At 40.4% G+C, this 20,656-nt stretch carries 14 protein-coding genes; all 14 read right to left on the bottom strand.

The window, feature by feature from the left end; genetic code table 11:
* Nucleotides 1-132: 132 nt before the first annotated feature.
* Nucleotides 133-234 (bottom strand): putative holin-like toxin, encoded by a 102-nt coding sequence (locus tag EAI83_RS17565; protein ID WP_015524590.1) that lies wholly within the window; start codon nt 232-234, stop codon nt 133-135.
* Nucleotides 235-364: 130 nt separating this feature from the next.
* Nucleotides 365-835 carry a helix-turn-helix domain-containing protein gene (locus EAI83_RS10195; protein ID WP_044925916.1) on the bottom strand — a complete coding sequence of 157 codons (471 nt, stop codon included), beginning with the start codon at nt 833-835 and terminating at the stop codon, nt 365-367.
* Nucleotides 836-898: 63 nt separating this feature from the next.
* Entirely contained in the window at nt 899-7,636 is a 6,738-nt protein-coding gene (locus EAI83_RS10200; protein ID WP_129975297.1) for a SpaA isopeptide-forming pilin-related protein, read from the bottom strand.
* Complete coding sequence (locus EAI83_RS10205) at nt 7,626-9,728, bottom strand: DNA topoisomerase 3 (RefSeq protein ID WP_129975299.1); 2,103 nt, start codon at nt 9,726-9,728, stop codon at nt 7,626-7,628. The genes EAI83_RS10200 and EAI83_RS10205 overlap by 11 nt, the downstream gene beginning before the upstream one ends.
* A gap of 48 nt (nt 9,729-9,776) precedes the next feature.
* A complete protein-coding gene (locus tag EAI83_RS10210) occupies nt 9,777-11,273 on the bottom strand; it encodes a CD1107 family mobile element protein (protein WP_129975301.1) in 1,497 nt (498 codons plus the stop codon).
* Nucleotides 11,257-11,505, bottom strand: coding sequence for a DUF4315 family protein (locus EAI83_RS10215; RefSeq protein ID WP_021652602.1), 249 nt, complete (start codon nt 11,503-11,505; stop codon nt 11,257-11,259). Before EAI83_RS10215 ends, EAI83_RS10210 begins: the two co-directional genes overlap by 17 nt.
* Nucleotides 11,506-11,517: 12 nt before the next feature.
* A complete protein-coding gene (locus EAI83_RS10220; protein ID WP_243113474.1) occupies nt 11,518-14,358 on the bottom strand; it encodes a CD1108 family mobile element protein in 2,841 nt (946 codons plus the stop codon).
* Nucleotides 14,359-14,385: 27 nt separating this feature from the next.
* The gene (locus EAI83_RS10225) at nt 14,386-16,767 is read right to left on the bottom strand and encodes a VirB4-like conjugal transfer ATPase, CD1110 family (RefSeq protein ID WP_129975309.1); all 2,382 of its coding nucleotides are present in this window, start codon (nt 16,765-16,767) and stop codon (nt 14,386-14,388) included.
* 55 nt (nt 16,768-16,822) lie between these two features.
* Nucleotides 16,823-17,251, bottom strand: coding sequence for a PrgI family protein (locus EAI83_RS10230; RefSeq protein WP_005426563.1), 429 nt, complete (start codon nt 17,249-17,251; stop codon nt 16,823-16,825).
* 14 nt (nt 17,252-17,265) lie between these two features.
* Nucleotides 17,266-18,138, bottom strand: coding sequence for a VirB6/TrbL-like conjugal transfer protein, CD1112 family (locus EAI83_RS10235; RefSeq protein ID WP_129975303.1), 873 nt, complete (start codon nt 18,136-18,138; stop codon nt 17,266-17,268).
* Nucleotides 18,139-18,142: 4 nt separating this feature from the next.
* Entirely contained in the window at nt 18,143-18,274 is a 132-nt protein-coding gene (locus tag EAI83_RS10240; RefSeq protein WP_373153066.1) for a Maff2 family mobile element protein, read from the bottom strand.
* Nucleotides 18,275-18,298: 24 nt separating this feature from the next.
* Nucleotides 18,299-19,996 (bottom strand): recombinase family protein, encoded by a 1,698-nt coding sequence (locus EAI83_RS10245; RefSeq protein WP_015521926.1) that lies wholly within the window; start codon nt 19,994-19,996, stop codon nt 18,299-18,301.
* 26 nt (nt 19,997-20,022) lie between these two features.
* Nucleotides 20,023-20,205: a hypothetical protein gene (locus EAI83_RS10250; protein WP_015521925.1), complete on the bottom strand. Its 183-nt coding sequence runs from the start codon at nt 20,203-20,205 to the stop codon at nt 20,023-20,025.
* A 303-nt stretch (nt 20,206-20,508) separates the two neighbouring features.
* Nucleotides 20,509-20,625 (bottom strand): putative holin-like toxin, encoded by a 117-nt coding sequence (locus EAI83_RS17570; RefSeq protein WP_015543458.1) that lies wholly within the window; start codon nt 20,623-20,625, stop codon nt 20,509-20,511.
* Nucleotides 20,626-20,656: the final 31 nt, after the last annotated feature.

Below are 20,656 nucleotides of genomic sequence, written 5' to 3' on the forward strand. Positions count from 1 at the left end.
TACTTTTCGGAGAGAAAATGCTATATTCTAATTGAAAAGAGTAACCGCCCACAAGGTGGATGCTCCTGGATTAGGTTTTAATTTATTTTGCTCTCAAAGAGAGCTGCCTATCCTGTTGGCAGACAGGGTAGGCTATTTTTTTCGCTTGTTGTCCCTATTATCCAAATAGGCAAGCAAAGCAATCAGAAACGTACCGCCTAAGAACAATAAGCTCAAGACTTCGTATGTATCCATTCGCTCCACCTCCCTTCTTCTGTATCCCTTAACGGGATCTGAAAATCCAGGAGGTTTTTACCAACCCTGTACACGGTTACTCCAGTAATATTCTAACAGGTAACTCTCCGCAAAGCAATTCCTTTTTACTTCATACGGTTTTATATTCTGTTTTTCTCTTATCCTCTGGCCAATGCAGTTTCCATTCCAGATATTCCTCTTCTGTGATTCTTCCATCGCCCAGTTTCTGCTTTTTCCCCATCCATTCCTGCAGATAAGACATTGTTTTTTTATCCCTCATTGTGATTCCAACTGTTTCACTTTCTGAATCATTTAGCAGGAACAGATGAAAAAGCCCTCTATTTTCTTCATCCATCCAGAATAAAGTTTCCATTAATTCGTCCATTGTCGCAATTCCAGGACTTAAAAAATTTCGGACATCAACTTCCAATATTTCTGCTATCCGGATAAGCGTTTCCTGCTTCGGTGTACGCTGTCCACTTTCATATTGGGCGATTCTCACATCCGCACTACTTTCCCCATATCCTAATCTGCGTCCCAATTCCTTTTGAGTTATGTTGCGAAACATACGGATTTTTCTTATTCTTGCTCCTAATTTCAATTTCTTCTCCTTTTCAAAATGGGGCTGTGCAGTAACCACAGCCCCAGAACACTATTTATATTATCATTTGCGTTTTCTCTTAACTGTCACTACAGTTCCCAGACATCCTGCTGATACTGCAAGTGCCAGCACAAAAATAGCAATATTTGTATTATCTCCTGTTTTTGGTGAATTGGATACAGAAGTCGCATCAGAACCATGGGAACCAGGAGTGCTGACTCCCTGGTTTTCTGATGTTTCCGGAGTGTCTTTTTCCGGAGCTTTCTTATTTGTCAGATCCAGAGTATATTCAATCACAGGAGTACGGTCATTGACATATTCAAACTGAATCTTATGCTCGGTTTCATCAAGCTGATAGCCATCCAGTGTTTTTGTTTCTTTCAGGATATATGTGATTGCTTTTTTATACTGCCCATTCTTAAAAGTCGCAATCGGATAATTCTTTGATTCTGCATGGCCAGCACTGTCTGTTACCAGAGTTTCCAGAACTTTACCTTTGCTGTCACAAAGGGCAAATTCTACACCTTTCATTGGCTTCTTGGTATCTTTATCCGTTTTATTTAAGATTACCTTGCCCATTGCCTGTTCATCTTCCATTTTGGCTCCCTGAACATCTCCGGTGTCCTTAACCTCAAATGTCACTTTATTTGCCACAATATAGCCTTTCGGTGCTGTTTCCTCCAACAACGTATAAGTGCCGACTGAAAGTTTCTCTACATAATGGGGCTGATCACCAGATGTCCAGCTTTCCATAACTTCCTGGTTTTCATTAAGAATATACAGTTTAGCACCTTTGACCTCGCTGCTTCCATCTGTCATATCAACTTTACTGATCAGAATTTTTGTTGTATCGTCCTGCATTTCTACTTTCTGTATATCTGCAGTATTTTCTACTACAAACATAATGGATTCTGCAGTTGCATAGCCATCAGCAGGAATTGTCTCTGTTAATGTATATTTCTTTCCAACTTCCAGTTCCTTAATGATGTGTGGTGTGCTTCCGGATGTCCACTCATCCACAACGTTTCCCTCTGAATCGGATACTTTCAGTTTTGCACCTGGTAATTCTTCCCCGGTTGTAATATCTGATTTTGTGATTTCAAAAGTAGTTGGCTCATCTTCATAAGTGAACTCAAAGGATACTTCTGCAACCTCTTCTCCCGCATAAGCAAAATCAAATTCCTTGATTTCTTCTGTTGTCACAAATCCAGCAGGAGCCTGCACTTCTTTTACATAGTAGCTGCCATTGATTGGAAGATCTGCCGTAAATACAATTCTTCCATCCTGATCCGTAGCTTTCTGCTCGATCATGGTATCTGCTTTCAGGATTACTTCGCCTTCTGCATTTAAAATATCATTCTTTGTATAAAGTGCAAATACTCCGCCTTCCAGAACACGGTCTGTATTTTTTTCTTTCTTAACTACAGTTACTTTTGCTTTCTGGCGGTTATTCTGCCAGTCCTCATCATAAGTCACAACCGGAGTATTCTGATCACGATAAGTCAGATCAACCTCTCTGATTTCTCCATCCAGAACATATCCATCCGCCGTCTCTTTTTCCTTTACATAATATTTGCCTAAAGGAAGATCTTCTGATCTCGCATATCCAAGAGCATCTGTCGTAATTGTTGCTACCAGTTCGTCCTTTTTATAATAATCACTGCTTTCCCCATCTGCAGCCTTGATATCCTCCGCTGCATAAATTTCAAAAGTAACATCTTTCAAAGAACCTGTAACATAACCAAATGCTGCGTCCATGCCGCCTGCCAGCATATCTTTCCAGGTAACTTCTTTGACAAATTCACCTTTTTTATTGATGATGATTCGTCCAACCGGAACAGCATCCTTCATTTCTACTTTTTGAACATCTGCAGTATCAGAAACTGTAAATTTCACTTCCTCCGCCTGCAGATAACCATATGGTGCAAACTCTTCCCGAAGTGTGTAGGTTTTTCCCACATGGAGTCTTTTTATTACATGAGCTTTTCCTTTTACAGAAGTCCATTTTTCTACTTCTTTTCCGTCTGAATCCAAAACCGTCAGTGTTGCTCCGTCAAGTTCCACACCTGTTGTAATATCTGATTTCGTAAATTCAGTTGTTGTCGGCTCATTCTTAAAAACGGTTTCCAGTTTTACTGTTTTTACTTCCTGTCCCTGATATTTCGCAGTCACCTCAATCTGCTCATCTGAAGATACAAAACCATCTGGTGCTGCCAGTTCTTTTATATAATAAATTCCAAATGGCAGATCCTGCTCAAAAACAGTTTTTCCATCTTCACCTGTTACCGCTTTTGTAAGCAGTTCGTCTGCTTTTACCAGTACCTTATCCCCTGCTTTTATATCCTCTTTTGCGTAAAGACCAAACTCTGCTCCAGAAAGCCCTTTCTCATTTTCAGCATCTTTTTTCACAACTGACACTTCTACTTTCTGGCGGTCATTTATAAACTCTGCACTCTGTGAGATCACTGGTGTATCCTGGTCTGCATAGACGAAAGAAACCTTCTGTTCTTCTTCATTTAATACAAATCCCTCCGGTGCAGTCTTTTCTACAACTTTGTATTCTCCTAGAGGCAGATTATCAAGATCTGCTTTTCCGGATTCATCCGTTGTCAGTTCTGCAATTTTTGCACCCTTTGCATATTCCAGGATTCTTTTTCCTGTGTCATCTTTCTGGAAATCAGCTGTATAAATATCCTCTGCAGCATACACTTCATATACTGCACCGGAAAGATTCTGAACTTCATACTTAAAATCATTCTTATAGGTCGAAAGAACCTCTCCTTTTTTCTGTACAGTGAGTTTTCCTTTCACCGGATGATTCTCATATACAACTTCAATGATTGCATCACCTGATACCGGATCAGTCTGATACAGGGTATTGGTGTCCACCTGTATTTCGACATAATTTTTGTTAATGGTATAACCGTCCGGTGCTGTTACCTCTTCGATTCTATAATGACCGCTTTTTAAATTCTGCGGCAGGATCAGATATCCATCTGTATCTGTGAAATAAGAGATATGTGTAACGGTTGTCGGATATGTAGTTACCTGCTCTACATATTTTTCATGATCCATATCATAAATTTTAAACTCTGTTCCCGGAATTAGAACAGATTTTTTAGTCTCATCATCCTGTTTGATAATTTTCAGTTTTGCAGAAAATTCTTTATCCAAAAGAACTCTCCATGTCTGCGGCTCTGTTGGTTTATTCTCTGTAACCCGGACAATAAAATCATCTACAGGTTTGTAATTATGGGGTGTTGTAGTTTCTCTCACCAGATATGTTCCATATGGAATTGCAATGGATTTTACATAGCCTTTCTCATTTGTAAAAATTTCCGTTGCTCCATTTTCACCGATCACAACCGGCTCTGCAGAGGAAAAATCATAATTTCCATCCTCTTTTACCACCAAAGAAGATACCAGATATGCACTAAATCCAGCTCCGGATAGTAATGCAGCATCTGTGTCTCCATTATTGGCAGCTTTAATAAGTTCAAACGGCTGTTTCTTCACCGTTTCCAGTGAGGTACACTCTTTTTCTACAACCGCTGTCAGATCACCTTCATCACTGCATACAAGATCATATTCATGCTCGTCTGCCAGATATCCTACGGATGGGGTAATTTCCTTGATGTAATACTCTCCAAGATAAAGATTCTCTATCCTTGCTTTTCCTTCTTTATCGGTAGTTAGCGTACAAATCTGGCTTCCAGCTTTATAAATAACGCCTGTCTTTCCATCTGGATGGGTAATGTCGTTTCTTGCATAAAGTCCATACACCGCATTTTCCAGGGAAGCATCTCCCTGTGCCTTATTTTCTTTTGTCTCGGCATCTTTTTTATTCAAAGAGATTGCAGCACTGACCCTGTCATTCACAAAAGTATGACTGAAAGAAATTTTTGCCTGTTCATCATTGGTATAACTGAACTGGAAAGAATAAGTATCTTTCTCATTTCTGACATAACCAGCCGGAGCCTGGACTTCTTTTACATAATAAGAAAATCCCACTGGAAGATCTGCTTTAAATGCTGCTTTTCCATCAGTACCAGTAATTGCAGTCTCAATCAGAGCATCTTTTTTTACTGCTACTTTTCCATCCACAGTTTTCATATCCTGCGCTGCAAACAGAGCAAAATGCCCTCCGGATAGTGTATTTTCAGTATCTTTGTCTTTCTTTATCACCTGCACCACTGCTTTCTGACGGTCATTTGTAAAGGTAGTCTCTGAGAAAGCCGCTTCTGCAGTTTGCCCTGCATAAGAAATGGTTACTTTTTTTGTTTCTTTTGCATTATAAAAATTTTCCGGGGCCTGTGCTTCTGTTACATTATAGCTTCCAAGCGGAAGATTCTTTACCGTTACAGAACCGTTCTCACCTGTGATCAGATTTTTCGCTACTTCTGCGCCTTTTTTGTAAACTGTTTTTCCACCTGCTGTTACAATATCCTCGGCAGCATATACGTTATAAACGGCTCCTTTCTGACGGCGTTTCTCATACTGGAATAAAGTTCCATTTTCATCAGATACAGCTCCTACGAAAACCTCACCCTCTTTATAAACGGTCAGATTTCCTTTCTGCTCTTTGTCCGTTACAGTCTGTTTGGTCGTACTGCCAACTACTAATTTCACTCCATAAGAGGAAGCCTGGACAACATAACCTTCTGGTGCTGTAATTTCCTTTAAGTAAACTGTATCCTGTGTCTTAGTAAGAGTTACACGTGAAGAACCATTGCTGTCTGTTGGCGGCATTTTAGCAATCAGCTTTGTGCAGGCGTTATCACTATATACCCCATACACGGCTCCAGCTAGATTTTTTCCAGTATCTCCATCTTTCTTTGTAATTTCAATAACTGCTTCTTCCGGCCAGTCAACTGTAATCTGCAGGTCAGAGGAATCTGTATAGTAGCCAAAACCAATGTCCTGTGAACTCTCCAATTTTAAGAGCATTGCATGGAAATCCAAAGGGAAATTAGATGTAATCGCATACTTTCCTTTCAGGCTACCCATATTGGCTGTTGTAGCTACAAGATGGAATTTCTCTCCACCCTTTACAGTGACATTTCCAGATGCCGTTTTTCCTGTGGTTTCATTAACAAGGCTTACTCCGTTCTCCAGATGAATGGTAATGGTAAATGCTTCATTTGCCTTCCAGGTAAAACTTTCTGTTTCCTTTCCCGTTGCATTAACGGAAAGTCCTGGAAGAAGTTTCATTGCTGTCGGATCAGGCATTTTAGCAAGAGCTGCTTTAATCTCTTTCAGCATATTTTTAGCGGTTGTAGAAAGCGCACCTCCAAATCCGGATTCGCCATCATATAAATAGTCAACCAGGTAATGCTGCATGGCTCTTGTCTCAGAACTGCATCCATATTTTTCCATAATGGATTTTACATTATATCCATTGAATGTATGTCCCCATCCTGGACCGCCATATCCATAGAATAAGGCTTTTCTCAAATATTTATCATCTCCGCCTTCATCCAGTTCAACCATATTTTTATATGTTGTCCCACTTGGAGGTGACTGCATGGAGTGCTGCATACAATACGCATTTACTGTATAAGTCTTTCCGTCTGCTTTGTAACGAACATATTTGTAGCTGTCATTTCCACCCTGTCCCATAACTGTATCAAACGGATGAAGCTGGCCATCTGAATAATAGTAATATTTATTTGCTTCAATATTTGTTGCATCATCCCATGGAGTATCGGTTGCAAGTAACATGATACCGTTTTCTGCCTGATCCATGGAAACACTTAGATCAATGTCATCTGCTGGCATTTCAAAACTGAATTTATCCGATTCTTCGTGATAAGTCACCTCTGAATACAATAAATCTTCTGTATTCTCTGTCTGGTTTGCCTGTACTTTTGTTGTTCCTACTGCAATTAAGCTGCCTTGCGGCATATCTCCGGAAAATACAACGGTTTCTCCTGGCTGATACTGTCCATCTTCATGGTTCAGCTCAATATGAAATTCTTCTCCACGAACAATATTTACCTGATAATTTCCATCTGCATCTTCTGTTTTCTCTGTTCCATCTGTAAAAGAGTCGTCTGTCGCCTCTGGCATTTCTTCCGGATCTGTATCTGTAATTTCTTCAAATGTGCTGTCTGTATCCGGATTATCATCTATGGCAGGTTCTTCTGTTGAAACTTCCTCAGACGGGTTTTCCGGGATTGGTGTATCTATTGGCTCTTCCTCAACCGGAATTTCTGTCGGAGTTACTTCTTCATAGATTTCATCCTCTGACGGAATTTCTACATTTACCTCATCCTGCACAGGTTCTTCACTCTCTGCAGTGCCTATGGCTGGTTCCTCGCCTTCTGCTTCATTCTCATCTTCCTGGTTGCTTACAGATTCCTGATTCTCAGATTCAGCAACCTGCACCACCGCTTCCTTTACAATCAGCTTACGATTGATCTGATAAATTGGGTGGCCACTTACTGGCTCTACATAATAAACAGCTTTGTATGTATCTTCGTAATCTGTTGTAAAGTCCTGCTTTTCCTCATTTTTTGCCTCATGGAAAGTGATCTTCACCTTTTTTTCATCTGGTATTTCCAGTCCGGTAAAATCTTTCTCCACTTCAAAAATACTGCCTGTTTCCAGTTCCAGATCTTTTGCTTTTACCACCTCATCTGCATCAAGTTCATTTTTTACCTCTTCGTATAACGGTGGCTCTTCTGGCACTGGCACTACATCTGCCGCATAGGACAGTATTGGAGATAGAATTGTAGATAACACTGTAAGCATTGCCAAGAATCCCGACAAAAATCTTCTCATATTTTTTTTATTCTTCATTCTTTTTTCCTTTCTTCCGTTCCGGGAAAATCAACTGAAACTTTGGATTTCCGGTTTCTGAAACCTCCATCTTTATAGTTGCTTCATACTTCCTTTTTGTTTTCTCTGATACCAGATCTTTGAAATGCACCTGCTTCTCACTCAGCAGCTTCCTGACAGTTGCTTCATCAAGTGTTTTTCCCTGACTCTCAAAAAATCGGTTATTTTTCCATAAAGTAAAACTGCAATCACTTCCTGAACAATAATAATTTCTCTTTCCCACATAAACCTTATTGCCGCATCTTGGGCATTTTCCAATTTCTTTCCGACCATCTGAAAATAGTTTCTGGTATTCTTCCACTGGCTGTCCATTATCACTTACCAATTTGGTAACCATTTTTTCAATTTCGAAGAGAAATTCTTCTACATTTTTCTGGCCTCTGGAAATCAGTGTCAGATCATTTTCCCATTCTGCTGTAAGTTTTGGTGATTTGATCATTTCCGGAAGAATCCTGATCAGATTTCTTCCATCTGCTGTCGGTAATATCTGCTTCTTTTTACGCTCAATAAAACCTTTCTCGACCAGCTTCTCAATAATCGCCGCCCTGGTAGCCGGAGTCCCAAGACCTTTTCTCTCTGCGTCTTCTGTCATTTCCGAGCTACCAGCGTGTTCCATGGCACTAAGAAGTGTATCCTCCGTATAATGCTTCGGCGGTGCTGTAAAATGTTCACTAAATTTTACAACAACACTTTCAAATACCTGTCCCATTTTTATATCTGGAAAATCACTTTCCTCCTCTTCTGGATTTTCTGCATTTTTCCCATATGATTTAAAGAACCGTTCTTCCACTTCTTTCCATCCATATTGGAGAACATTCTTTCCAGATGCAGTAAACAGTTCTCCATGACAGGAAATTTCAGTCTTAATACTCTCATATATGTATTCCTGTTCCGATGCACATAATAACTTTGATGCAATCAGCATGAGAATTTCCTTTTCTCCACCCGGAAGTGCTTTTAAATCCATGTTTGTAATTTCTACCGTTGGTATAATTGCATGATGATCTGATACCTTTTTGCTGTTTAAAAGTCTTTTTATCTCTGGTTCCGAACCCTTCATTGATATTTCTGGAAATACTCTATTTACCGCATCAATAACCAAAAACGCATTTTCTTCCATATCATCTGTAAGATATTGGCTATCCGTCCTTGGATACGTCACCAGTTTCTTCTCATAAAGGCTTTGGGTATAGTCCAAGGTTTGCTGTGCCGTAAATCCAAGAAGACGATTTGCTTCCCTCTGTAATGTGGTCAGATCATATAATTTCGGCGGCTGTACCTTTTTCTTCTCTTTCTTTACTGAAAGAATCTGTGCAGTTTCATCCTTCATATCCTCCATCATCTGAACGGCAGCACTTTTCTCTTTTATCCGGTTGCTTACAGCATCCAATCCATCCATCAGAAGATGAACCAGATAATACTTCTCTTTCTGGAAGTTCTCGATGCTCTTTTCCCGTTCCACCAGCATTGCAAGTGTAGGTGTCTGCACCCGACCTACAATCAACCGATGGTGATACAGCACCGTAAACAGTCTGGTGGCATTAATTCCCACCAGCCAGTCTGCTTCACTTCTCGCCACCGCAGAATAATAAAGATTATCATATTCATGTCCATCTTTCATCTGCTGAAATCCTTCCAGAATTGCTTTTTCCTCCATGGAAGAAATCCACAGTCTTTTAAAGGGAAGTTTACATTCTGCCTGGTTATATACCAGACGGAAAATCAACTCCCCTTCTCTTCCTGCATCTGTTGCACATATAACTTCTGTGATATCTGCTCTGTGAAGCAGTTCCTTTAAAACCCGAAACTGCCCTTTGGTACTTTCTTTAATCTGATATTTCCAATTCTCCGGAATCATGGGAAGTGTTTCATATTTCCATGCTTTCCAGTCATCCCGGTACTGATCCGCACTAGCCAGTTCAATCAAATGCCCAATACACCAGGAAACCAGATATTCTTTTCCTTCCAGGTAGCCATCTTTTACGTTTGTGGCATGAAGCACCTTCGCAATGTTTCTGGCTACGCTGGGTTTTTCCGCAATTACAAGCTGCAATTTTCAATCTCCTTTCTGCACCTGTCGCTGTAATTAAGTGAAACAAAGTTATTCCTCTGATTCTTCGTCTTCTACTTCACCTTCCATTTCATATTCTTCTAATTCTTCATCATCCTCACGAATTGTATCTTCCTCCTCATCGTCGTCCTCGTCCTCTTCATAATCAAAAGAAGTATTTCTTCCTTTCATAAATTTCCAATAATAGTAAGCACCACAAACTCCTGCCAGAACCAGCAGCATTAATAAAATCGTGCCGGAATTATTGCTTTTCTTCTCAGGTTCTTCCTTTTCTTCCGGTATGATCGTAACTTCTGGTTCCGGTGTCTCTGTGATCTTCTCTGTTTCAAGTGGCAGTGCGGATTCTGCAATAGCCTGGTTCTGTGGAAGTGTGACCATGTTGGTATCCGTAAAGTTCAACAGATCATTTTCGCCTACCTCTGTAAGAAGATAAACATTTTCATCCGTTTTATCCTTATCTACGATCAGATAAAAAACCTTATCACTTTTTGTCTTGATCGTATAAAATTCCTTTCCCCCTTTGTCCTGAACTGTTCCTGTTGACATGCCGGAAGCAGAACTTTCTCCCTGCACCCGTCCGGTATCTGCTTCTGTATCCGTTTCATTTCCTGTGTTTTCTGGTTCTGTTGGTGCAGTAGCAGTCTCATTCGTTGTCTGATGTTCCGTTACGGTTGCCGTAGCACTGGTGGGCTTACTTGCAGTTCCATCGGCTGGCAAAGAAGCTGCATTTTGCTCCGTTCCGGAAACCTCTGTATTCTCTTTTACTGCATCTGGATTTTCATAATAAGGGTTTCCTACTTTATAGATCTCTGACATATTTCCTGCTTTGTCTTTTGCCTGCAGGGTAAAGTATTCATAGGAAGTATCCGCTTTTTGCAAACGGACATTTAATGTATTATTCGTCAGTTCAGTGAATTCATTTCCATTGACATACAAAGCAGCAATTCCCGATTCCGCATCAACTCCCTGCACGATCAGTATCCCATTCTTCGCAGCCGCAATAATAGTTGGTTTGGTTTTATCAAAACACTCTATGTAACGATTCTGCTCATAAGTATTTCCATTCTGATCGGTAACTCTCACATAAATACTACAATTAGAAGAGATGGATACTTCCATATTTCCGGTTATGTCTGACCATCCTCCATTTTCTGAAAGTCTTGCTTCTACTTTTGCAATAGAAAAAGCACCTGTATTCTTTGTATCTTCCACTTGAATTTTTACGGTTGCCGTATCTGTCTGCCAGCCTTCGGGTTCTGTAAAGGTAATCCCTACTTCCGGTGTTTCCGTCACATCATTTCCTGCATCTTCCTGTGCCTGTTCCACTGGATCTGCAAGAATTTCAGCTTCTGATTCATCTGAAAAATCAACATCTTCCGGGCTGCTTTCTTCTGATGATTCCACTTCTACATTATCTGCCCATACAGTCAGACTTCCGGGCGAACTATAAAAGAAAGCTCCTGCCGGAAGTCCTGCTAACGTAGCTGCGGTTAAAAATACAGCTGCTCTTTTATGAAATTTCTTCATTTTCTGTCTGCTCCTTTTCTCTGGTTTCCAATATCTTTTTTTGTTCCTCCTTACTGATATCAATCATCAACTGAAGTTCCTCTGCGGAAACTCCATTGCTTCGGATAATTTTCAGATACTCCATATCCTCTGCCTGTTTCTTCTGTTCTTCCAGATCCCTTGCTTTTTTCTGTAGCTTTTCAATCTTAACGTAGGTTCTTGCAAGTTCTTCTTTTATTCGTTCAATGTTCAAATACGCCCCTCCTTATGGCCTGCCAAAAGCATAAAAATGAGACTGCCAGTATGCAGAATTAATGGACGTATACTGAATTGGATTTCCACAATGGATCATCTGTCCATCTCCGGCATAAATTCCTACGTGGGTAACCGGCTCTCCCGCATCATACGTCCCAGTGAAAAAGATAATATCTCCTGGCCTTGCTTCTTCTGGTGATACAGGCATACAAATGTCATAAATTCCCTGTGCAGTAAGTCTTCCCATATTGCAGACACCCGAATTGGTAAACACATAGCTTACAAAACCAGAACAGTCAAAAGAAGTCTCCGGGCTGGAACCGCCCCATACATACGGCATACCAAGATATTTGTCTGCTTCCGCAAATAATCTCCGCACAGTCTCATCATCATAACTGCCGCCTCCAACATACAGCCCGCTATCTCCGGTACTGATATAAAAAACAGGATTATAATATTCCCCATCTTTGACCAGTTCCAAATATAACTGGCTTCCGGTTGCACTTCCTGTACTTCCCGTTGTACCAATTACAGTATCTGTTGTTACTTCCTGACCATTTGCTACCGAAATGCTCTGCAGATAAGCGTATTTAATCTGCACACCTTTTTTATCCTGCGTAACTACATAATTTCCAAAAGTTCCGCTATATCCTACATCTACAACAAAACCATTCATCGCTGACTTCACTTCTGTTCCCTGTCGTACATTAATCGTCACACCTCTGTGAAGTTGTGTCTGCCCGGTTCCATTGTTTACAGAATACCCATAATAGGTACTGATATAGGCATACCAGTTTAACTCAACCGGAGTTTTATATGTCTGTAAATTTCCTCTGTTGGAATAGACCTCTTCATAAATTTCCTGCTCATCCTCTTCCATTCTGGACAGAATAACACTTCTAAGCGGTTTTGCCTGAACAGAAACATTCAGTACATCTGCAGTTACTGTACGGGTAACTTCCACAGAGTTCTGATTTCCCTCTGCCAGAAAACATTCCCAGGTCTGATGACCATGTGCCTCAGCTACTGCGTGATTATCATAATAAACATCAAACTGGACACCATACTGGGCAAAGTTTCCAGTATCTTCTACGGTGTACTCAATCCCATTCATCACTACTTTCGTCCCCATTGGAAGAAATGGGTTTGCAGCATCAACCGCAAGCGTATGATTAGCCTGTGGCATTGCCCCTGAAGCAGTAGGTCCTCCACTCCACACGCCACAGCAGATGGGACAATTACAGTATCCACTGGTCACAACATTTCCCAATGACTGCCCTACCTGTATTGTAGATGTTTCCTGCCGGGTTTCACTTTTTTCCTCTACGGTGATTCCGTACTGTAAAGAAAAAATTATTTCCAGTTCTCCTTTTATCTCATCAAACTTAAAATCCCCATAACTGGCAGTCAGATAACTGATCAATGTATGAGGATCATGGCCGATTTCACCAATGTTATATCTGTATTCATCTTTTCCTGGATACCGGGCTTCCATCTGGTTTATTTTCTGTTGAAGACTGGCTTCCAACTGCGTATAATACAACTCTGCTTTTTCAATTTCGTCCGGATCCGCAATGTAACTGGAAGCGATTACCGTAGAAATTCCATTAGAAAACATAGCCGAACAGGAAGCAAATCCTGTCATTACGGAAAGAAGCAAAATCAATAACAACCCCATTGAGATCAGAGTAGTTACATTTCTTACAAATACTTCCTGTGCCTTTCTTGCAATTTTAGTAGCAAGATTTACTGACCGGATTGAGGTGTCTTTTGTTTCTTTTGCAATCTTCCCAGCCCGGTATGCCATCTGATACTCTCGCTTAATCCTCTGCTTCTGTATTAATTTTCTGATCAGCTTTTTCTGCATCTCTGGATGTTCTTCCAGATATTTCTGATATTGATACCTGGATGCACTCTTCCAGGCTCTTTTCTCTAAACGGTTTTCTTTATGTATCTGACTGCGGTTCTTCCGGATATTTCTACTGCTATGTTCCTGTAATATCCACTCACCTGAACGCACCAGCTTATGTGCTGTATCTACAGCACTGTTTTCCTCTTCGTCTTCGCCTGCTTTCTGATATACTGCATTTTTTAATGCTTTCTTTGGAACAGAAGACAAGGTTTTCTTTTTACCATCCGTTTTCCCTGTTTTTTTGTCGAAATATAAATGGTACTTTACCTTTGCTTTCTGTTCCTCATTTGTTTTCTTGGTATAAACAGAATCTTTCGGAATTTTGTTCTGCCTCTCAGCTTCCTGTTTTCTTGCAGCCTTATCCACTTCCTGATAAGTTTTTATTGTTTTTCGGCTATATTTCTGCTTTCCTTTTTTTCGGTTTGTAGAAACATCATTCTTCTCTGCCTGAAAATGTCCTCCATCTGTTTCAGCCGAAGTTTTCTTTTCTTTCTTCAGACTTCCATCTGTCTCCAGTTTTCCAAACTGCAGTCTCTGCTGTTTCTTTTTCTGTCGCTGATACTGGCTCCTGTGTTTTTCTTTGCGCTCACGTATTTCTACCGCTGAATCCACAGATACACCTGCAGGCTTGTCCCGGTATCTGTACCGTCCCTGTGTTTTTCGTTTTCCCGGAGGACTGTTTGCAGCCTCTTCTTTTTTGGCAGGATTTCCCTCCTGAACTTTTTCGGAAAATTGTTTCTTTTCAGCTTTTTTATGAGAGTTTTTCTTCTTTTCAGAAGTAATAAATGCCTGTTCTACATCCTTCTGTTTATAAGGCAACTCCTGATCGCTGTTTGTAACTTTTCTGGTCTCCTTTGTTGCAAGATTTTCCTCAACCAGACCATTTCTGGTCATACGGCTGACTTTCTTCTCTTTCGCCGTATATTTTTGTTTTCCCAATGTACCTCACCTCTGCTTTTTTGTCCGTTAAGTCTGAATCTCATCCGGTTTAGTACTCATCAAAGCATAGGTTCTGGTATCCTGCGGATATCTGTCTGCAAAAGGTATGATTACATTTCCGTAAAAAAGCAGCCCTTCTCCTGCATTACTGTTATTTACAAAAGAAATCTGATGCTTGGAAATATTCAATTTCTCCGCAAGGATCTTCTGATCCCCGCTGTGCTGATTTAACATCAGGATAAAATCACTGTTTCCCACAATACTTTCTACTGCCAGAGAGCCAAGAAAATCTGTTACATTCTGACTGATTCCTGTAATGATTCCACCCCACTTACGAAATCTCTTCCACATTTCAATAGAATAATTAGCAGTCTGTGGCTGGTTCAGCAAAAGGTGAAATTCATCCACATAATAACGGGTTGATTTCCTGCGACTGCGGTTCTGTGATACTCTTGTCCAAACCATATGCTGGACAATCAACATCCCTGCTTTTCGTAGTGTGGTTCCAAGTTCCCGAATATCAAAGCATACCACTCTGTTCTGCGTATCGACATTACTTCGATGGTTAAATACATTCTGCGATCCTGTTACATACAACTGCAGACTGTTGGCAATGTTCTGTGCTGCTGGTTTATCTGGTGCATAAAAGTTCAGACGTTCATAGAAATCCTGCAAAGTCGGCATATTTTCCGGTTTTGGATCATTGTAAAGATATTTTTTATAAATGTCTTTTACACACAGGTCAATCATGGAAACCTCATCACCATTTAATTCTGCATTTTGAGGTTTCTTCATAATGACCTCGCAGAAAGATGTGATAAACTCTGCTTTATCAGCAATAATGGTATCAATATCCTCCACATCGCCATTAATCCTGTATTTCTCCGGATGATAAATAACATCCAGGTTCACTTCCATAGGATTGATGGAATCATTACTTTTTGCACTGATTTTAATAACTTCACCATTTAAGGCATTTACCAGCGGAAAATATTCTCCCTCCGGGTCACAGATAATAATGTCATCGTCTGTAATCAGGAAAACATTGAGAATTTCTCTTTTCGTTGCAAAACTCTTACCGGAACCAGGAGTACCCAAAATCAGGCCGTTAGGTGTTTTCAATCGTTTCCGATCCACCATAATGAGATTGTTTGACAGTGCATTTAAGCCATAGTAAAGAGCTTCACCGCCTTGGAAAAGTTCCTGTGTGGTAAACGGAACAAAGATTGCTGTAGAAGTCGTAGTCATAATTCTCTGTATTCCAGTCTGGTTCATTCCCAGTGGTAGTGATGCCACAAGTCCCTGTTCCTGCTGATATTGAAGTCTCCGTATATTGCAATTATATTTCTGGGCGATTCCTGCAGTCTGATACACAATATTGTCCAGTTTTCTCTTATTGTCCGCTGTATTCATCAGCAAAAAAGTAAGTTCAAAAAGTTTCTCATTCCTGGACTGGATTTCATTGAGCAATCCCTCCACATCCTCTCCGTATGTAGAAATGTCCGTTGGAATAATATCCATATCATATCCGCTTCTGACCGCTTTCTTCTGTTCTTCAATTTTCATTTTCTGAATATTTGACAGCGTACTTTTCAGGCTTTTAATAGCTGCCTTGGGATCAATTGGACGCAGGTGCATATTGATGATAAGATTCTCTTCCAGATCCAGCAGATCTGCCAGCAGTTTATCCGTAAGTTCTGGTGATGTAATCTGTAAATATGACACGCATCCAAAAGTCTGTCCCATCCGAAAATAGCTGTCATTGCGAAAATCAAATCCGGTAGGTGCAATAAATTCTTTTGTCTGCAGACCTGTTTTTGCAACCATCCCATAATGGAAATGGAAAGATTCTTTTGTGTCCATATTCATCACATCATGCAGAATTTTCAGACGTTCTACCCCATTTAAAGGCTCTGCCATGGCTCCCATCACCTTAAAATTATTCAATACACTGGCTTCAATTCTCTCCAGCCTGGATTTTGCATTTCGCAGATTATCCGCCTTAATGGAAAATGTAATATATTTTGTTTTTACAAGCCCATTATTTCCTTTGGAAAGCTGCATTTTCAACATATCCGAATATTCTTTCCGAATATCATTGAAACAGTCATCCTGCTCTGGAATATCAATATTTTTTGCATACTCATCAAAATTCACCTGTTGATTAAGAAATGTAATTTGTACCTCAACAGAGCTGTCAAATGAATTCAGGAACTCACAATAGTTCTCAAAAATAGCCGCTTTATCATCATTCTGCGCTAACTGGTAATTTATATCGTAGAACTGCACCATCTTTGAATAATAGTTATCATCTGTCCTGCAGATACCATCCTTATATATTTCCTTATATGGAATCGTATCCTGCGCTGTAAAAGGCTTCCTCTTCTTCTGATTCTCCGCTTTTATCATCCGAAGTTCTTTCAGACGCTTTTTTTCTTCTTTCGTAAGTCCGGTTTTCTGTTTCTTATTTTTTTCGGTCTGCTTTTTTAAGGAAATGGAACGGATTTCTCGCTTCCCTGGCTTCTTTTGCCTTTTTCTCAAGCCATGCACCCTCTTTCTCTAATTTATCGTACTCTATAATCCGGTCATATAAGTTTTGGGAACGATAGACCCTGATTCCAGGTCTTAAAAATTTCTGCCGGATAATGTGAAGCAATATTTTCTCTGCTGGAAATCCATCCTTTTCATACATTGCAAAAAAGAAAAATGGCAGCATCACTATGATCATAAGCGTTGCTGCCACATCTGTTCCCAGTCCTGCTTTTGTCAGCAAATAGACCGGAACACCACAAATTCCTGCCAGAGAAAAACATATAATTTGTCTTTTAGTTAAATTCAGTGCTAATTTTGTCTTTATTTTTGAAAAATCTTTCGGCACTGGAACATATGCCATATTCTTGTTTCCTCCTAATGTGCATTGAAGATTGATTTTGCCAGGGAACTGGTCTTAAACAGACTGAAACATAAAATAACTGTATATGCTGCAACTGACCAGATAGCTGTATGAAGATTATCCGCAACTGTAATGGCATTTACCAGAACTGCATAAATCGCAACACATACCATCATAAAAAATCCCTGGAATCCCAACGCTAATAATGCCTTCACGTAATTATTTCCAATACTTCCCCATTCCCTGTTCGTAAATGTTGAAAACGGAATAGGTGCCACAGAGACATAAAGATATATTTCTATCATTCGTCCATATAAAATGACGGTAATCAGGACTGATATGATTTTTAGACATAAACTAACCAGCATCGTTTCCAGACCAAGCCCCAGTAATTCTGCGATTCCCATATCTTCAATCTGCGTTTCAAGAAGCGTTTTCAATGCTTCTGTAACATCAATAGATGCGGAACCGGTTATCATACCGCCAGCATTGGATACCACATGATTCGCTACATCAAAAATTGCCATCGCAATATCAAAAGTATGAGTAACAAGATATACCGCTACCCACATCTTGAAAATGTATTTGAAAAACATAAACGTATCCGTATCGTGCATATTGTTTTTTTCCATAATCATGGAAATCAGCTCATAACACAGTACAAATGTAATAATCATCCCCGCAATGGGGACAATGACATTATCCGACAGATTTTTTATCATGGAAAAAATGCCACTGTTCCAATTTTGGGGTGTTTTCCCAACCTCCGCAGCAATCGTTTCTACTTTGGTATTTACATCGGTAAACATGGTATCCAGGTTTGATGTGATCCAGCCTGTTAGCAGATCCTTTATGAACTCTGTTATTTTTTCGGTTATTCCACCCATTTATTTATCCAAACAAAGTTGCAAGCTGTGGAATCAGGTTTATTCCAATCAGTACGATGCCACCGCCCGCCATCAACTGTTTTATGTCTTTTATGAGAAAATATTTGCTCGAAATGAGCCTTGAAAAGATTAAAATAGATTAAATTTTGATAGATTTTTCTTATTTATGGGAGCCGGAACCTCTTTCGATGGTTCCAAGCTCCGGTATTGGTTTTAAGTTGAAATGAATTTCCATTGTGACCGTTTCAGGAGTACGGCAGTAATTTTCTGTTCCGTCTTTCTCCTGCGGTTCTGAGATAACGATTTTACTGATCAGCCGGTTCAGAAGATTGGCATCCAGTTCTTTGATGTCCGCATACTCGCTAATATCGTCAATCCACTGCTGGGACTGTGCATCCAGTTTTTCTTCCGTATTCAGCACACTCTCATTCTGGAAAAGTTCCTTTTTGATATCTGTCTGCTCCTTCTGTGTCTTCTCCAGCATCTTATCAAAAACAGATTCTGTAATCTTGTCATTGATAAGGTCATCATACAGTTTTGCAATCAGCCGGTCTAACGTTTCCAGGCGGTCTTTCTGCTTTGATACCAGCTTCTCCAGACTTTCCCTGTGTCCCTGTGTATCTTCCTCGCATAACTCCTTTACCCGGTTTTCCAGTTCTGTTCCGTCTCCGGTAACTGCTTTTGCACATTCCTGGATTCTGGTAAGGACTGCATCATACAGGTCATCAGCGTCCACCCGGTGCTGGGTACAATGTGCTTTCCCCTTATGGATATAAGTGGAACAGGTATAAACTTCATGCTGGTCTTTGGTGTGCGTCTTCTTCAACGTCAACGCACCGCCACACTCTGCACAGCGGAGTAATCCGGCAAACATGCTGTATTCTCCCTGTTCTGTCTGGCGTTTCCTGCCTTTCATCTTTGCCTGTACCAGATCAAATACATCCTGCGGAATGATTGCTTCGTGGGTATCCCTGACTGTGATCCAGTCCTCCGGAGCTTTATCTCCCTGATTGCCAATCTTGAAACGGTAGTACCTTTTCTGGGAAGCCATGTCACCACAGTAAACGGGATTCATCAGCAGGGATTTCAGATAGGATTCATCCCATACATATTTCCCATTTTCCGGGTCTTTCTTTTCCCATTTTGTGTAATAGGTGCGGAGTCCCCGTTTCCGGTGCCACCATGACGGGCAGGGAATCTGCTGGCGTTCCAGTTCTCTGGATATAAAGTTAATCCCATGACCGTCCACCGCCCACTGGAAAATTTTCCGGACAATCGGTGCTGTCTCGTCGTCAATCAGGAGATGTCCCTTTTCCTCCGGGTCTTTCTGATATCCCAGTGGTGGAACAACACCTGTAAACTTTCCCTTGGTTGCCTGCAGGTGATAGGACGCATGGACTTTCTTGGAAATATCTCTGGAATACATCTCGTTCAGCACGTTCTTAAATGGGGCAATCTCATTGTCTCCGGCAAAGGTATCCACATTATCATATAATGCGATATACCTTACTCCATGCTTTGGGAAAAACTCCTCCATCAGAAATCCTGTCTGTACATGGTTTCGTCCCAGTCGGCTCTGGTCTTTGGTAATTACAAGATTCACCAGTCCTTTTTCACAGGCTTTGAGAAGTCTCTGCAAATCAGGTCGGTCTGTGTTCAATCCTGTATAACCATCGTCCTGAAACACATCCACCACCTGCCAGCCCTGTGACTGACAGTAATTCACCAGTATGTCTCTCTGGTTGGAGATGCTGGCACTCTCTCCGGTCAATTCGTCATCTTTGGAAAGTCGGCAGTATACACCAACTCTCCAGGTTGCATTTCTTTCTATATTGTTACTCATATATCTGTTGTTCATCTGATACCTCCGTTACTTTGCACATCCTACGCAGATTTCAGATTACTGAACTCATAATCATTATACTGCTTATCTTTCATTATTGCAAGTTTATCTTTTGTTTTCGTGTCACGTATTTTCTGTGCGATCACCTCTGCAAACACTTCTTTTGCGTCCTGATCACCGTCAAAATATACTCTGATGTTGATAATTTTCTTCTTCACTGCCATTGTAAAACCTCCATTTTTTGCAAAAAAAGAGCAGCTAATCCATTTTTACAGATTAACTGCCCAGACTGTTGGTTACATATATTAAAATTTTTGTATTAACATTTCAGAAATTGGGGATATAATAAAGACAGGGATAAATCCCTGTCAGATGAACTGCATATTTTAATTTTCCCATTGAAAACAAGAGGAATGTGTGGTACATTTGTTATAGGAAAAGCACCCACTCCAAAGTGGATGCCGCCTGAGTTGACTAAATGGTCTTACGACCACCGCCTATCCTGTTGGCAGACAGGATAGGCATTTTTATTTCCTCTTGTTCTTCCGATCAAGAAAGGCAATAATCGCAATTAACAGGCTACCAAAAGCGATCAGTAAACTGAGTACGCCTAAGAATATTGAGATAATCTCATAAGCTGTCATATCACGCACCTCCTTTCTTTCATCTCAGAAC

Source organism: Blautia sp. aa_0143, assembly GCF_004167315.1.
GTDB classification, from domain to species: Bacteria; Bacillota; Clostridia; order Lachnospirales; family Lachnospiraceae; genus Blautia_A; species Blautia_A fusiformis.

Bases quoted from the DNA above. Each gene is read 5' to 3' on its own strand.
- EAI83_RS17565 (WP_015524590.1), bottom strand. From the start codon at position 234: ATGGATACATACGAAGTCTTGAGCTTATTGTTCTTAGGCGGTACGTTT.
- EAI83_RS10200 (WP_129975297.1), bottom strand. From the start codon at position 7,636: ATGAAGAATAAAAAAAATATGAGAAGATTTTTGTCGGGATTCTTGGCA.
- EAI83_RS10210 (WP_129975301.1), bottom strand. From the start codon at position 11,273: ATGAAGAAATTTCATAAAAGAGCAGCTGTATTTTTAACCGCAGCTACG.
- EAI83_RS10225 (WP_129975309.1), bottom strand. From the start codon at position 16,767: ATGATAAAAGCGGAGAATCAGAAGAAGAGGAAGCCTTTTACAGCGCAG.
- EAI83_RS10230 (WP_005426563.1), bottom strand. From the start codon at position 17,251: ATGGCATATGTTCCAGTGCCGAAAGATTTTTCAAAAATAAAGACAAAA.
- EAI83_RS10235 (WP_129975303.1), bottom strand. From the start codon at position 18,138: ATGGGTGGAATAACCGAAAAAATAACAGAGTTCATAAAGGATCTGCTA.
- EAI83_RS10245 (WP_015521926.1), bottom strand. From the start codon at position 19,996: ATGAACAACAGATATATGAGTAACAATATAGAAAGAAATGCAACCTGG.
- EAI83_RS10250 (WP_015521925.1), bottom strand. From the start codon at position 20,205: ATGGCAGTGAAGAAGAAAATTATCAACATCAGAGTATATTTTGACGGT.
- EAI83_RS17570 (WP_015543458.1), bottom strand. From the start codon at position 20,625: ATGACAGCTTATGAGATTATCTCAATATTCTTAGGCGTACTCAGTTTA.